Genomic DNA, 15,232 nt, shown 5'->3' with positions numbered 1-15,232 from the left:
CCCGGGTGATGGGTGGACAGGACATGGATGATCGAGCAAAGGCTTTGCTCAAGGCGTTGGTAGAACGATACATCGCGGATGGGCAGCCCGTCGGTTCGCGCACCCTGTCCAAGGTGTTCGACCTTTCTCCCGCCACGATTCGCAACGTGATGGCCGATCTCGAAGACCTCGGGCTCATTCACAGCCCGCACACGTCTGCCGGGCGCGTGCCCACGCCGCGTGGCTACCGCCTGTTCGTCGATACCCTGCTTACCGTGCGGCCCTACGAGCTCAGCCCCGGGCTGCGGATCGCCGACTGCCTGCCCGCCGCCGAGCCGGGCCGCGCCGTCACGGCGGCGGCCTCGCTGCTGTCCAACCTGTCACAGTTCGCCGGGGTGGTGCTCACACCCAAGCGCACGCAGGTGTTTCGCCACATCGAGTTCATCCGCCTGTCCGACAAGCGCGTCCTGCTCATCATCGTCACGCCCAACGGCGACGTGCAGAACCGCATCCTGTTCGTGCCGCGCGAATACACCGAGGTCGAACTCCTCGAAGCCTCCAATTTCTTCAACCGGCATTTCTCCGGCAAGTCGTTTCACGAGGTTCGCCTGTCGTTGGCCGCCGAACTCGCGTCCCTGCGCTCCGACATCACGCGCCTCATGCAGCAGGCGGTGGATGCCGGCATCGGCACGCCCGATACCGCCGACGAGGCCGTCGTCATTTCGGGCGAGGGCAAGCTGCTCGAAGTCTCCGAAATGACCGCCGACATGGATCGCCTGCGGCGCCTTTTCGCCTTGTTCGAACAAAAGACCGACCTTCTGCACCTGCTGGACGTATCCAGCCATGCGCAGGGGGTGCAAATCTACATCGGCGGCGATTCGCGCCTGGTGCCGCTGGAAGACGTCTCGGTCATCACGGCGCCCTACAGTGTCGATGGCCAGGTCATCGGCACGCTGGGCGTCATCGGCCCCAGCCGCATGGCCTACGAGCGCGTCATCCCCATCGTGGACATCACCGCGCGCATGCTGTCCAACGCGCTGGGCCAGGCGGCCTCGTAGCGTGTGCCGCCAGGGGCGCGCACATGAGACGACCGGCCGGGGGCAATTCTTGGCGTCATGCGGGGATGCCCCAGGTGGGCAGGGCACCCTGCGGTTTACCCTTATCATTGAGCCTTTGCATCTGCCTCGATCCGCCCGAGAATTCCTCTGCCTATGACGCGCTTCATCTCTGACCCCCAAGGCCCGGACGCCTTGAACCCCGCTGTAGCGGGCCCTGGCCGCGGGCCGGTGGGCGTGCTGCTGGTCAATCTGGGCACGCCCGATGCGCCTACGCCCGCCGCGGTGCGCCGCTATCTGAAAGAGTTCCTGTCCGATCCGCGCGTGGTCGAGCTGCCCCGCTGGTTGTGGCAGGTCATCCTGCGCGCCTTCGTGCTCACGCGCCGCCCGGGCGCGATTGCGCCCAAGTACGCGCAGGTCTGGCTCGACCGGGGCTCGCCCCTGCTCGTGTACGGCCAGGATCTGGCCGCCGGGGTGGACGACGCGCTGCGGTCGCAGGGCCTGGACGTGCGCGTCGAACTGGCCATGCGCTACGGGCAACCCGCCATCGGGCCGCAGCTGGAAAAATTGCGCGCCGCTGGCTGTGGACGCATTCTGGTGGCACCACTTTACCCACAGTATGCGGCGGGTACGACCGCCACGGTGGTGGATGCCGTGACGGCGCACCTGGCCCGGCTGCGGCATCAGCCCACGCTGCGCTTTCTCGACCGCTTCAACGAAGAGGCGGTGTACATCGATGCGCTGTACGACAGTCTGCAGGCGCACTGGCAGGCGCATGGCCAGGCCGAGCGCCTGGTGCTCAGTTTTCACGGCCTGCCGCAGTCCTGTGTACGGCAGGGCGACCCCTATTTTCGCGATTGCCAGCGAACGGCGGCAGCCCTGCGCGCCCGCCTGGGCGCTGATGGCGCGCGCCTGCACGTCTGCTTCCAGAGCCGCTTTGGCGCGGCCCCCTGGCTGCAGCCGTATACTCAGCCCACGCTTGAAGCCTGGGCGCGCGCGGGCGTGGCGTCCGTGGATGTGCTTTGCCCGGGGTTTCTGGCCGACTGCCTCGAGACCCTCGAAGAAATCAATCTGGCCTGCCGCCACGCGTTTCTGGCGGCGGGTGGGCGCGAGTTTCACTACGTGCCCTGTCTGAACGCCCAGCCCGGCTGGGTGCGCGGGTTCTCGGACTTGCTCGCGCGCAACCTGGTCGGCTGGATCTGATCGGTGCCCGGCCGCATGCAGCCGCTTGCGCCTTGTCGTTGAGTGCGCGCTCGGCCTGGCAGGCGGCTACGACGCGCGCGGGCTCTTGGGCCCTTGAAATCCCTGTTTTTCCCCTCATATGCAGCACCATTCGCATTCATCAGTTTTTGGAGAATTCACCATGTCGGCACCCCAGGAAGAGTTGGACCCGAAGGCCGCGCACGCTGCGGCGGCGTCGGGTTCGGCAGACGCTCCGAAGGCCCCCGAAACCTCGGCGGACGCCCCGCTCGAGCTGCCCGGCGAAGACCTCGCCACCCTGCTGGCTGAAGCCCAGGCCAAGATTTCGGACTACCACGACCAGCTGCTGCGCGCCCATGCCGAAGTCGAAAACGTGCGCCGCCGCGCCCAGGACGACGTGACCAAGGCGCGCAAGTTCGGCACCGAGTCGTTTGCCGAGAGCCTGATTCCGGTGCGCGACAGCCTCGAAGCCGCCCTGGCACAGGAAAACCAGACGGCCGACGACTGGCAAAAGGGCGTCGAGGCCACGCTGCGCCAGCTGAATACGGCCTTCGAGCGCAATCAGATGCGCGAGATCGCACCGCAGCCGGGTGAAGTCTTCGACCCGCACCGCCACCAGGCCATCTCCAACGTGCCGTCCGAACACCCCCAGGGCGCCGTCGCGCAGACCCTGCAAAAGGGCTACCTCATCGCCGACCGCGTGCTGCGGCCCGCCCTGGTGATGGTGTCCTCCGGGCAGTCGTGATCTGCGGGCCGCGCGCGCCGTCGCGCCGCGCCGCCCCGGAAAAAACGGCGGGCCGGCCTTGAAATCGTCCGGGCCAGCCCCACATCAGAGACATCGGCGGACGCACTCCGCCCCCCATTCAAATATCGACAGGATCACAACACATGAGCAAGATCATCGGGATTGACCTCGGGACGACCAACAGCTGCGTGGCAGTGCTGGATGGCTCCAAGGTTCAGATCATTGAAAACTCCGAAGGCGCGCGCACCACGCCGTCCATCGTGGCCTATATGCAAGACGGCGAAGTGCTGGTGGGCGCGCCCGCCAAGCGCCAGGCGGTCACCAACCCCAAGAACACCATTTTCGCCGTCAAGCGCCTCATTGGCCGCAAGTTCGACGAAAAGGCCGTGCAGAAGGACATCCACCTGATGCCCTATCAGATTCTCAAGGCCGACAATGGCGATGCCTGGGTCGAGGCGCAAGACAAGAAGCTCGCGCCGCCCCAAGTGTCGGCCGACATCCTGCGCAAGATGAAAAAGACCGCCGAAGACTACCTGGGTGAAGAAGTCACTGAGGCCGTCATCACGGTGCCGGCTTACTTCAACGACAGCCAGCGCCAGGCCACCAAAGACGCTGGCAAGATCGCCGGCCTGGAAGTCAAGCGCATCATCAACGAACCCACGGCGGCGGCCCTGGCCTTCGGCCTGGACAAGGCCGAGCGCGGCGACCGCAAGATCGTGGTGTACGACCTGGGTGGCGGCACGTTCGACGTCTCGGTGATCGAAATCGCCGACGTCGATGGCGACAAGCAGTTCGAGGTGCTGTCCACCAACGGCGACACCTTCCTGGGCGGCGAAGACTTCGACCTGCGCATCATCAACTACATCATCGACGAGTTCAAGAAAGACTCCGGCACCGACCTCTCCAAGGACGTGCTGGCCATGCAACGCCTGAAAGAAGCCGCTGAAAAGGCCAAGATCGAACTGTCCTCGACGCAGCAGACCGAAATCAACCTGCCGTACATCACGGCGGATGCCTCGGGCCCCAAGCACCTGAACCTGAAGATCACGCGCTCCAAGCTCGAAGCCCTGGTCGAAGACCTGATCGAGCGCACCATCGAGCCTTGCCGCATCGCCATCAAGGACGCCGGCATCAAGGTGTCCGAAATCGATGACGTGATTCTGGTGGGCGGCATGACGCGCATGCCCAAGGTGCAGGACAAGGTCAAGGAATTCTTTGGCCGCGACCCGCGCAAGGACGTCAACCCGGACGAAGCCGTGGCTGCCGGTGCCGCCATCCAGGGCTCGGTGCTCTCGGGCGATCGCAAGGACGTGCTGCTGCTCGACGTCACCCCGCTGTCCCTGGGCATCGAAACCCTGGGCGGCGTGATGACCAAGATGATCAAGAAGAACACCACGATCCCCACCCGCTTCTCGCAGGTGTTCTCCACGGCGGACGACAACCAGCCTGCCGTGACCATCAAGGTGTTCCAGGGCGAACGCGAAGTGGCCGCCGGCAACAAGGCGCTGGGCGAGTTCAACCTCGAAGGCATCCCGCCCGCACCGCGCGGCCTGCCGCAAATCGAAGTCACCTTCGACATCGACGCCAACGGCATCCTGCACGTGTCGGCCAAAGACAAGGGCACGGGCAAGGAAAACAAGATCACCATCAAGGCCAGCTCGGGCCTGAGCGAAGAAGAGATCGAGCGCATGGTGAAAGACGCCGAGGCCAATGCCGAGGAAGATCACCGCGTGGCCGAACTCGCCCAGGCGCGCAACCAGGCCGATGGCCTGGTGCACGCCACGCGCAAGTCGCTCACCGAATACGGCGACAAGCTCGAAGCGTCCGAGAAGGAAGCCATCGAAGCCGCGATCAAAGCGCTTGAAGAAGCCGCCAAGGGCGACGACAAGGCCGAGATCGACGCCAAGTCCGAGGCGCTGGCCACGGCCTCGCAAAAGCTGGGCGAGAAGATGTACGCCGACATGCAGGCCAAGGCGGCGGCTGAAGGCGCCACGGCTGCGGATGGCGCGAAACCGGCTGATGACAACGTCGTGGATGCCGACTTCAAGGAAGTCAAGCCCGACTGATTGCTGACGCCCGCCGGGCTGCCGCGTGCCGCGGCGGGCTGGATGGGCGCCCACTCACGCACCAGCCCGGTTCCGGCCTTTTGGTCGGCCCGGGCTTGTGTCCTTCCATCAGCAGCGATTCAAGCAAGTAATCAAGACCAATGGCAAAACGAGATTTTTACGAAGTCCTTGGGGTGGCCAAGAACGCGTCGGATGACGACATCCGCAAGGCCTACCGCAAGCTGGCCATGAAGTACCACCCGGATCGCAACCCGGGCAGCAAAGAGGCCGAGGACAAGTTCAAAGAGGTCAAAGAGGCCTACGAGATGCTGTCCGACGCTGAAAAGCGCGGGGCCTACGATCGCTTCGGCCATGCCGGGGTCGATCCCAATGCCGCCGGTGCGGGCATGGGTGGGGCGGGCGGCTTTGCCGATGCCTTTGGCGACATCTTCGGCGAGATCTTCGGCGGGGCCGCCGGGCGCCGTGGCGGTGGTGGGCCGCAGGTCTATCGTGGCGCCGACCTCAAGTACAACCTGGAGATCAGCCTCGAACAGGCCGCCAACGGCTTCGACACTGAAATCCGCATCCCCAGCTGGGAAACCTGCGATACCTGCCACGGTTCGGGCGCCAAGCCGGGCACCAAGCCGCACACCTGCCACACCTGCGGCGGCAGCGGTGCCGTGCGCATGCAGCAGGGCTTTTTCAGCGTGCAGCAGACCTGCCCGACGTGCCACGGCAGCGGCAAGGAAATCTCCAACCCCTGCGCCGAGTGCGACGGAGTGGGGCGCATCCGCAAGAACAAGACCCTGCAGGTGAAAATCCCGGCCGGGATCGACGACGGCATGCGCATCCGTTCGTCGGGCAACGGTGAACCAGGTGTCAATGGCGGGCCCGCGGGCGACCTGTTCGTGGAAATCCGCATCAAGCCGCACGGTATTTTCCAGCGCGACGGCGAAGACCTGCACTGCGAGCTCACCATTCCGTTTACCAAGGCGGCGCTGGGCGGCACGCTCGAAGTGCCGACCCTGGCCGGGCGCGGCGAGATCACCATCCCCGAAGGCACGCAGACTGGCAAGACCTTCCGCTTGCGCGGCAAGGGCATCAAGGGCATCCGCTCCAGCTATCCCGGTGACCTGTACTGCCACATCGCCGTCGAGACGCCGGTGCGCCTGAACGACGAACAAAAGGCCCTGTTGCGTCAGTTCGAGGCGTCCCTCACCACGGGCGGAGATCGCCATTCGCCCAAAAGCGAATCGTGGACGGACAAGGTGAAGAACTTCTTCTCCTAGTGCGAGTCGGCGGCAATGGCGATGCTGAACGCGTCGGGCTTGAGCACGGCGCGCATCGCGTCATTGACCTGGGCGGCTTGCAAACCCTGGAGCGCGTCAAGGATGTGCTGCTGCCAGGCGAAACTGCGGCCCGTGTCCAGGTAATCGAGCCAGCGATCGGCCAGCCAGGTGTCGCTTGAGCGGCCCAGCTGCAGATAGTTGGCCAGCGAGCGCACGCCTTCATCCACCTCTTTTTGCGTGAAGCCGTCTTTCAGCGTGGCGGCCAGCGTGTCGCGCATGGCCCGTTGCAGTGTTTGGGCGTTTCGCGCGGCCGTGGTGGCAAAAAGCGACCAGGCGCCCGAGGGTTCGAAGGCCGAGGCCCGCAGATTGCTGCCCACGCCGTACGACAGGCCCTGCTTGACGCGGATGCTTTGCCACAGGCGCGAGTCTTCCGAGCCGCCCAGCAGGTAGTTGGCCAGCATCAGGGCGGGCCAGCGCGGGTCGCTGTCCTGGATTTTCAAGGGCAGGGTGGCCAGGTAGTTGGCATTGGCCTTGCCCGGCGCCGGGATGTGGAAGGTTTTCGGCGTCACGGCGTACCAGGGATCGGGGATGCGCGTGTAGGCGGGCGCCCGCTGCCAGCCCGCCAGCCCCGCTTGCAGGCTGTGGCGCAGGGCCTGGGGATCGAAGTCGCCCACGAGCGCCACGCTGATGTCGCCCGCGCCGTAGAAGCGGTCGTGAAACTGCCGCAGCTGCGCGCGGGTGAGCGTCCTGGTCTGTGCCAGTAGTTCGGACGTGGTCGGGGTGTAGCGAATGTCGTCGGGCTGCCAGGGCTGGCCGTAACGCTGCAGGGTATTGCGCACCAGATAGGCGGGGCTGACGGCCTCGTCTTCTATGCTGCCGCTCAGGCTGTGCTGGATTTCGGCCAGTTCGGACGCCGGGAAGTTGGGATGGCGCAGCGCCTGGAAAGCCAGTTGCAGCAGTTCGGACAGGTGGGTGCGCGTGCTGCGCAGGCCGATCGTCAGTGTGTTGCCGTCAGCCGTGAAGGAAAGGTCGGAATCCAGTGCGTTCAGGCGGTCTTCGATCTGCTGGCGCGTGAGGCTGTCGGTGCCGCGCAGCAGCATGGCTGCCGTGACCGAGGGCACCAGCCCCAGGCCTCGCATGGCCTGGGCCGTGCCAAAGTGCAGGCGAATGAAGCCGTGCACCTGCTCGCCGGGCGTGGCCTTGGGCAGCAGGGCCAGCGCCACGGTGCCATTGTCCAGGGTGAGCGTGCCGCGCTGCGTGGCCGCGTCGATGGCCTGGGGACTGGTATCGAATGCCGCGACGGCGGGACGCGTGGTGCCTGTCTTCAGCTGTTTGAGCCAGGGCTGCAGATCGGCGCGGGGCGGCGCGGGTGCGTCGTGCGGCTGGGGCGTGGGCAGGTACAGGCCGCTGGTGCGGTTGCTGGGCAGCAGCCACGCCGCCAGCGCCTGTTGGATGCCGGCCAGCGTCAGGGCCTTGACGCGCAGCGGCTCGATGAAGAACAGCTGCCAGTTGCCGCGCGCAACGGCGTTGGACAAGGCATCGGCCAGGCTGGCGGGCTGGTTGTAGACCTGTTTCCATTGGTTCAGCCAGGCCGTGCGGTTGCGCTCCAGCGCGGCGGCGTCCAGTTGCTGGATGCCGCTGGACTCGAGCGTCTGTTCGAGCGTCCGCAGGGTGGCTTCCGGCTTGGCGCCGGGCTGCAGCTGGGCGCCGAAAACGGCGTAGCCGGGCTGCCGCAACCCGCGGGCAAAGCCGAAGACGCTGCTGGCCTGGCCCGTCTTGACCAGAGCCTGGTAGAGCGGCCCGGCAGGGGTGTCGGCCAGCATGTCGGTGCCCATGGACAGTGCCGTGTAGGCATCGCTGTCAGCCGCCGGGTAGTGGTACTGCACGATGGCGATGGGGCTGCCACCGATGCGGCGCAGGGTGATGGCGCGTGCGCCCTGCTGCACGGGCTCGACCGTGTATTCCGGCGGCAGGGTGCGCGCGGGTTTGGCCAGGGGGCCGAAGTCGTCGGCGATCCACCGCAGCACCTGCCCGGCGTCGAAGCGGCCCGTGACGATGAGCGTGGCGTTGTCGGGCTGGTAGTAGCGGTGGTAGAACGCCCGCAGCTGGGCGACGTCCACGTGCTCGACATCGGAGCGCGCGCCGATCACGCTGCGGCCATAGGGATGCCAGACGTAGCTGGCGGCGTCGGTCTGCTGCAGCAGCATGCTGAAGGGGCTGTTTTCGCCGCGCTCCATCTCATTGAGTACGACTGGCATTTCGGCGTCCAGGTCGGCGCGGCCGATGCGCGCGTTGAGCATGGCGTCGGCCTGCCAGGACAGATACCAGCGCAGGGTGTCCGGGTCGCTGGCGAAGGTGGCGTAGAAGTTGGTCAGATCGACCGTGGTCGAACCATTGGCGGCCAGGCCGCGGCGCGAGAATTCGGCCAACGCGTCCGGGTGCTTGGGGCTGCCGCGAAACAGCAGGTGTTCGAGCAGGTGCGCCATGCCGGTTTCGCCCGGCCCTTCGTTGCGCGAACCCACGCGGTAGCTCATGTTGACGGTGGTCTGCGCGCGCGAGTCGTCGGGCGCCAGCAGCACCTGCAGGCCGTTGGCCAGGCGGTATTCGGTGACGCCCTCGATGAGCACCACGCGCTGGATGCCCTTGGGCAGGATCGCGGCGCCGGTGGATGTGCCCGAAGGCGTATCGGCGTCGGGCGCCGTGCCGCGTGTTGCGCTGGTGTCCGTGGCGGCGCTGGCGGGCGTGGCGGTGCCGGCCAGGCTGGCGGCAACCAGGGCGCCGGCCAGCAGCGCGCCCGACGCCAGGCGAACGAGGGTGGAAAGAGAGCGTGTCATGGGGGGGCACTCGGTGGTGTATTGCGCATAACGTTACCGCAATTGGCGCGGCCACGCGGGTGCCGGGGCGTGTCTTTGGCCGACTGTGTTCAGCGCCCGGCGGGCGGCGCCCCCAGGCTGGCGCCCGGAATCAACGTGGGCCGCAGCGGCTGCTGGGGCGGCACGGGCAGGTCGGCCAGCAGATCGACGATGATGTGGGCGGCCCGGGTGCCGATGTCGCTGTCGGGGATGCGGATGGTGGTGAGCTCGGGCTGCATCATGGCGGCCTCTTCGAGGCCGTCGAAACCGATGAGCGAAATGTCGTCGGGTACTCGGATGCCCAGGCGGCGGCATTCGTGCAGGGCACCCATGGCTTGCAGGTCAGTGCCAAACAGCACGACTGTGGGACGCGGCGACATCTGCCAGATGTGCCGGATGGCCTGGCGTCCGCCCTCGTAGGAAAACGCGTGCTCGATGATCCATTCGGCGGGAATCGTGAGCCCGGCTTCGTGCACCGCGGCCAGGATGCCGGCGCGCCGGTAGCGGGCGCGCTCGTTGCCGACGATCGTGCCGCCGCAGATGCCCAGGCGGGTGTGGCCCTTGCCCAGGGCCAGCCTGGCCAGCTGGTAGGCCGCATCGAAATTGGAAATGCCGACGCAATACGGGTGCTGGCTGCCGTCCACCGACCAGGTGAGCACATAGGGCAGCTTGTACTGGCGCAGCAGGCTGAAGACCGCGTCTTCGTGGTCGGTGCCCACCATGATGATGCCGTCCACGCCTTTTTCGAGGGTGGCGCGGATGAGGGAGACCTCGGTCTCGGTATGGTATTCGTGGCTGACGATGAGCAGCTGGTAGCCCTGGGCCCAGAGCGTCTGCTGAATGGAATGCGTCGAGTGGGCGAAGATGGGGTTGTTCAGCGTGGGGTAGACGGCGGCGATGGTCTGGCTGCGACGCGAGGCCAGGGCGCGCGCCGCGCCGTCGCGGATGTAGCCCAACTGGGCCACCGCATTGTGTACGGCTTCGAGCGTTTTGGGCTTGACGCGATCGGGCACGGAAAGGGCGCGCGAGGCGCTGCCCAGCGATACGCCGGCCAAGCGGGCGACATCGGCCAAGGTGGGTCTGCTGTACGTCATGGCGTGCTTGAAGACTTCGGGTGTTTACTCATTGACAGTGTCTGAGCGGCCCATGGTAACCTATGCCGGCACAGATTTGAAACGCTTCATTTTTCTCTATTCTCATACAGCAGCATTGTAACTGCTGTTTTTAAAACATTAGAGTTGAAGCGCTTCAAAAATGCGGTATTGAAAACGGACGCGAATCCCGGAAGAGGGTTCCACCCGAAAACCCGAGGAATCAAGGAGTGTAGGCATGAAATTCAAAAAAGCGGTTCTGGCTATCGCATTGGGCACCCTGGCGCTGGGGGCTGCCGCGGCATCCGCGGCCACGGTGAAGGTGGGCGCCCTGTTTCCGTTCAGCGGCGGGCTGGCGCTGTTGGGACAAGAAAGCTTTCGTGGGGTCGAGCTTGCCGTCAACGAGGTGAACGCGGCGGGCGGCATCAACGGCGACAAGATCGAACTCGTCAAGGCCGATGCCGTGGATCCCAACCAGGCGGTGTCGGGCGCCAAGCGCCTGGTGTCCGACGGCGTGGTGGCGGTGTTCGGCAGCTATGCCTCGGGCCTGTCGTATGCCGCGTCGCCAGTCACCGAGCTGGCGGGCATCCCGTATTTTGAACTGGGGGCCACCGCGCACAAGGTCACCACGCGCGGCTATCAGTATCTGTTTCGCAGCAACCCGAACACCGCCAAGTACGGCGTGGCCGTGGTGGATGCCCTGCATGGCCTGATTGCGCCGGGCATGGGGCTGGACGCCAAGGACATCCGCATCGGCATCATCCATGAAGACGGCCCCTATGGCACCGACGTGGCGGCCACCGAGAAAAAGCGCGCCGCCGAGCTGGGCTACAAGGTGGTCGAGACGCTGTCTTACTCGGCCAAATCGGTTGACCTGTCGTCGCTCATCTTGCGTCTGAAGGGGGCCAAGGCCAATGTGGTGCTGCAGACGTCATACCAGAATGACACGATCCTGTATTTCCGCCAGGCCAAAGACGCCAACTTCCACCCAAAGGTGGTGATCGGCGCGGGGGGCGGCTATTCGCTGATGGACACCGCCAAGGCCGTGGGGGCGGACATCAATGGCGTTTTCGACCTGGATTTCCCCCAGGCGTCGATCAACCCCAAGGGCGCGCCGGGGCTGGAAAAATTTCTGGCCGAGTACAAGGCGGCCTACAAGGGCGCGCCCCAGTCGGGCCACAGCCTGGCCAACTACGTGGGGGCCAAGGCGTTTCTGGACATCCTGGCCCAGGCCAAGTCGTTTGACAAGGACAAGATCCGCGCCGCTGTGCTGGCCTACAAGAAGCCCGCGGGCGAAAGCGCTAATGGCTGGGGCTTTGACTTTGCCCAAGATGGCCAGAACGAGGCCTCGGACTTCTACGTGATGCAGTGGCAAAACGGCGAACTGGTGACCATCGAGCCCAAGAACCTGGCCCAGGGCACGCCCGAGTTCAAGAAGTAGGCAAGACGCCGTCGCTGCCATGCCTGGCGCCCGGGCTGACTTTCCTCCCCGGCACGGAACCTTCATTCTTTCGCGAGATTGACCATGGATATTTTTTTCCAGTTGATCATCAATGGTCTCCTGCTGGGGGGGGCCTACATGATCATCAGCCTGGGCCTGACGCTCATCTTCGGTGTCGTGCGTGTCGTCAACTTCGCCCACGGCGAATTTCTGATGATCGGCATGTACTTCGTCTATCTGATGGCGGCGCACCTGGGTGTCCACCCTTACATCGGCCTGGTGCCCGCGGCCATCGTGTTGTTTGCCCTGGGGGCCTTCGTGCAGAAAGTGGTGATCGAGCCGCTGCTGGACGCGGGCGAAGAAATCCAGATTTTCGCCACGGTGGGTGTGTCCACCATTCTGCTCAACCTGGCGCTGGTGATCTTTGGCGCCGACGTCTTCCGGGCGCATACCTCGGTGGGCACAGGTTCGTTCGAGGTGGGCCCGTTTTCCCTGGTGACGGGGCAGGTGGTCACGTTTGTGATCGCCATCGCCCTGGCCGTGGGCCTGCACCTGTTCATGCACCGCACCTATCTGGGGCGCGCGCTGCGGGCCGTGGCCCAGCAGCGCTACGCCGCCATGCTCATGGGGGTCAACGTCAAGTTTGTCTACGTGATCGCCTTCGGCCTGGGCTCGGCCTTCGTGGGGGTGGCCGCCGGCCTGCTGGCGCCGCAGTATCCGGTGTTTCCCACGGTGGGCACGTATTTCGTGCTGACGGCTTTCGTGATCGTGGTGCTGGGCGGCATGGGGGACCTCTACGGCGCGGTCGTGGGCTCGCTCATCATCGGCGTGGTGGACACCCTGGCGGGCTTCTACATTGCGCCCGATCTCAAGGAAGTCGTCTATTTCGGTATTTTTTTGCTGATTCTGATCCTGCGCCCCAGCGGGCTGTTCGGGTTGGGCACTGAATAAGCAGGAGCGCCTCATGTTCCCCGATTTTCGCAATCCAAAAGCGTACGTCAGTCTAGCGGTTCTGGTGCTCGCGTTTCTCGTGCCTCTGGCGCTGGACACGGCCTTCTGGACCAATCTCTTCGTCCTCATCTTCGTCTTTGCCGCGCTGTCGATCGCCTGGAACATCGTCGGCGGCTTTGCCGGGCAGCTCTCGCTGGGCCATGCCGTGTTCTACGGTATCGGCGGCTATACCGCCACGCTGCTCACGCAGGCCTACGGCATCAGCCCCTGGATCGGCATGCTGGCCGGGGCGGTGATCTCCGGCGTGGTGGCCGTCATCATCAGCTATCCCACCCTGCGCCTGAAAGGCCCGTTCTTCGCGCTGGCCACCATCGCCATCCTGGAAGTGGTGCGCCTGCTGGTGATCCACGAGGAAAGCTGGACGGGCGGCTCCAGCGGCATCAGCCTGCCGCTGAACATCGGCTGGGAATGGATGATCTTCCGTAACAAGACCAATTACCTGATCATCGCCTTCGGCTTGTTCCTGTTCGTCTTCTGGGCCTCGTGGCTGATCCGCAAATCGCGCCTGGGGCACTACTTGCTGGCCATCCGCGAGCGCGAGGACGCGGCGCAGGCCGTGGGGGTGAACACGGCCAGCAAGAAAACGCAGGCCGCCGTGCTGTCGGCCATGCTCACCAGCATCGTCGGCACCTTCCACATCACCTATCTCACCTTCGTCGATCCGCAATCCGCCTTTTCGCTCGAATTGTCCATTCAGATCGCCATGTTTGCGCTCATCGGCGGCATGGGCACGCTGGCCGGGCCGATTGCCGGTACGTTCCTGGTGCTGCCGATTGCCGAACTGGCGCGCGCCTGGCTGAGCGGCGTGAGCAACGGGCTGCACGGGCTGATCTATGGCGTCGTGCTGGTGGTCGTCGTGCTGACCATCCCGCAGGGGCTGGTGGGTTCGTTCGGCGCCCGCGTGGGGCGCTGGGTGTCGCGCCTGCCCTACCTGGGCCGGGCTCCTGTGGCGCCGGTGCGGGCTGGGCGGCTGGCACAGGGCTGCGCGCGTCAGGAAACGCCCGTGCTCGAGGCGCGCAATCTGTTCAAGAACTTCGGCGGCCTGCGTGCCACCAACGACGTGTCGCTGACGCTGTTTGAAAACGAGATCCTGGGCATCATCGGCCCCAACGGCGCGGGCAAGACCACGGTATTCAACCAGCTCTCGGGTTTCATCCGGCCCGACCAGGGCACGATCCGCCTGCGCGCGCGCAGCGGCCAGTGGGCCAGTTGCAACGCGCCTTATGAATACGCGCACCAGGGGCTGAGCCGCACTTTCCAGACCGCCTTGCCCTTCACCAGCCTGACGGTGCTCGAGAACATCATGCTGGGGGCCTTCATCAACACCACCGACCGCCACGAGGCCGAAGCCGTCGCGCTCGAGGTGGCCGACCTGACCGACCTCACCGAGCTGCTTGGCGTCGAAGCACGCAACCTGACGGTGGGCGGGGTCAAGCGCCTGGAAGTGGCGCGTGCCCTGGCGACGCGGCCCAAGATCCTGCTGTTGGACGAGGTGATGGCGGGCCTGAATCCCACCGACATCGACCGGGCCATCGCGATGATCCGCCGCGTGCGCGAGTCGGGGGTGTCGGTGGTCATGATCGAGCACATGATGCAGGCCGTCATGGCTTTGTCCGACCGCATCATCGTCATCAGCGAGGGGCAGGTGCTCACCAGCGGCTCGCCGCGCGAGGTGGTGGAAAACCCGCAAGTGATCGAGGCCTATCTGGGCCGGGAGCAGCAGCATGCTTAAAGTGACCAATCTCTGCGCCGGCTACGGCAAGACTCAGGTGCTGGACAAGGTCAGCTTCGACGTCCAGGCGGGCGAAGTCGTCACCCTGATCGGTGCCAACGGGGCGGGCAAGACCACCATGCTCAAGGCCATCTGCGGCATCATCCCCGTCACGCAGGGCGTGGTCGAGTTCGAGGGGGTCGATCTGGCCAATCGCAACGCGTTCGATGTGGTGGCTGCGGGGATCACGATGATCCCCGAAGGACGGCAGCTGTTTCCCGGCTTTACCGTGCGCGATAATCTGTTGATGGGCTCTTACAAGCCCGCGGCCCGGGCGCAGGCGGCGCGGCGCATGGCCGAGGTGTTGGAGATCTTTCCGCGCGTGCAAGAGCGCCTGAACCAGCTGGCGGGCTCGCTGTCGGGCGGCGAGCAGCAGATGGTGGCGATTGCCCGCGGCCTGATGGCCGGGCCCCGGCTGCTGATTTTCGACGAGCCTTCGGTAGGCCTGTCGCCGCTGCTGGTGCAGCAGATGTTCGACATCATCGAGCGCATCACGGCCAGCGGCATGACGGTGCTGCTGGTCGAGCAGAACGTCTTCCAGACGCTCAAGCTCGCCGACCGCGGCTACGTGCTGGAAAACGGCACCATCGTGCTGGAAGGCACGGGCGCCGAGCTGCTGGGCAACCCCCACATCAAAAAGGCATATCTGGGGGGATGAGCCAGGACACAGATCAGCCCCTGCGGGCTGATCTGTGCCTGGCGAATCGGATCGGCCTGCAGGCCGATCCGTGGAGAGCTGTCAGCACCAAGACG

General features: G+C 65.4%; 11 protein-coding genes. 9 read left to right on the top strand and 2 right to left on the bottom strand.

Going from position 1 to position 15,232, the window contains the following annotated elements:
* Window positions 1–23: 23 nt before the first annotated feature.
* From hrcA to dnaJ, 5 genes are all read left to right on the top strand, one after another.
* Window positions 24–1,037 carry a heat-inducible transcriptional repressor HrcA gene (gene hrcA / locus CCA01S_RS05470; RefSeq protein WP_066455216.1) on the top strand — a complete coding sequence of 338 codons (1,014 nt, stop codon included), beginning with the start codon at window positions 24–26 and terminating at the stop codon, window positions 1,035–1,037.
* A gap of 153 nt (window positions 1,038–1,190) precedes the next feature.
* Window positions 1,191–2,237 (top strand): ferrochelatase, encoded by a 1,047-nt coding sequence (gene hemH, locus CCA01S_RS05465; RefSeq protein ID WP_066455213.1) that lies wholly within the window; start codon window positions 1,191–1,193, stop codon window positions 2,235–2,237.
* 160 nt (window positions 2,238–2,397) lie between these two features.
* Window positions 2,398–2,979 (top strand): nucleotide exchange factor GrpE, encoded by a 582-nt coding sequence (gene grpE / locus CCA01S_RS05460; RefSeq protein WP_066455535.1) that lies wholly within the window; start codon window positions 2,398–2,400, stop codon window positions 2,977–2,979.
* Between the two features lie 143 nt (window positions 2,980–3,122).
* Complete coding sequence (gene dnaK, locus CCA01S_RS05455; RefSeq protein ID WP_066455204.1) at window positions 3,123–5,045, top strand: molecular chaperone DnaK; 1,923 nt, start codon at window positions 3,123–3,125, stop codon at window positions 5,043–5,045.
* A gap of 140 nt (window positions 5,046–5,185) precedes the next feature.
* Window positions 5,186–6,313, top strand: a complete 1,128-nt coding sequence (dnaJ, locus tag CCA01S_RS05450; protein WP_066455201.1) for a molecular chaperone DnaJ — start codon at window positions 5,186–5,188, stop codon at window positions 6,311–6,313.
* Here the strand turns inward: dnaJ and CCA01S_RS05445 are convergent.
* Complete coding sequence (locus CCA01S_RS05445; protein ID WP_066455198.1) at window positions 6,310–9,147, bottom strand: M16 family metallopeptidase; 2,838 nt, start codon at window positions 9,145–9,147, stop codon at window positions 6,310–6,312. The two genes, dnaJ and CCA01S_RS05445, sit on opposite strands and share 4 nt — an antisense overlap.
* A gap of 89 nt (window positions 9,148–9,236) precedes the next feature.
* Complete coding sequence (locus CCA01S_RS05440; RefSeq protein ID WP_066455195.1) at window positions 9,237–10,259, bottom strand: LacI family DNA-binding transcriptional regulator; 1,023 nt, start codon at window positions 10,257–10,259, stop codon at window positions 9,237–9,239.
* A 235-nt stretch (window positions 10,260–10,494) separates the two neighbouring features.
* On the opposite strand from CCA01S_RS05440, the gene CCA01S_RS05435 reads away from it, so the two are divergent.
* The 4 genes from CCA01S_RS05435 to CCA01S_RS05420 all read left to right on the top strand — a co-directional run bounded on the left by CCA01S_RS05435 (window position 10,495) and on the right by CCA01S_RS05420 (window position 15,137).
* Window positions 10,495–11,697, top strand: coding sequence for an ABC transporter substrate-binding protein (locus tag CCA01S_RS05435; RefSeq protein ID WP_066455189.1), 1,203 nt, complete (start codon window positions 10,495–10,497; stop codon window positions 11,695–11,697).
* A gap of 84 nt (window positions 11,698–11,781) precedes the next feature.
* Window positions 11,782–12,648: a branched-chain amino acid ABC transporter permease gene (locus CCA01S_RS05430; RefSeq protein WP_066455187.1), complete on the top strand. Its 867-nt coding sequence runs from the start codon at window positions 11,782–11,784 to the stop codon at window positions 12,646–12,648.
* 13 nt (window positions 12,649–12,661) lie between these two features.
* Window positions 12,662–14,440 (top strand): branched-chain amino acid ABC transporter ATP-binding protein/permease, encoded by a 1,779-nt coding sequence (locus CCA01S_RS05425; RefSeq protein ID WP_066455184.1) that lies wholly within the window; start codon window positions 12,662–12,664, stop codon window positions 14,438–14,440.
* Complete coding sequence (locus CCA01S_RS05420; RefSeq protein WP_066455182.1) at window positions 14,433–15,137, top strand: ABC transporter ATP-binding protein; 705 nt, start codon at window positions 14,433–14,435, stop codon at window positions 15,135–15,137. Before CCA01S_RS05425 ends, CCA01S_RS05420 begins: the two co-directional genes overlap by 8 nt.
* The last annotated feature ends 95 nt before the right edge of the window (window positions 15,138–15,232 follow it).

Source organism: Castellaniella caeni NBRC 101664 (assembly GCF_001592225.1).
GTDB classification, from domain to species: Bacteria; Pseudomonadota; Gammaproteobacteria; order Burkholderiales; family Burkholderiaceae_B; genus Castellaniella; species Castellaniella caeni.
The sequence above is the reverse complement of the archived record's forward strand: the minus strand, read 5'-3'. Positions and strand labels throughout refer to the sequence as shown.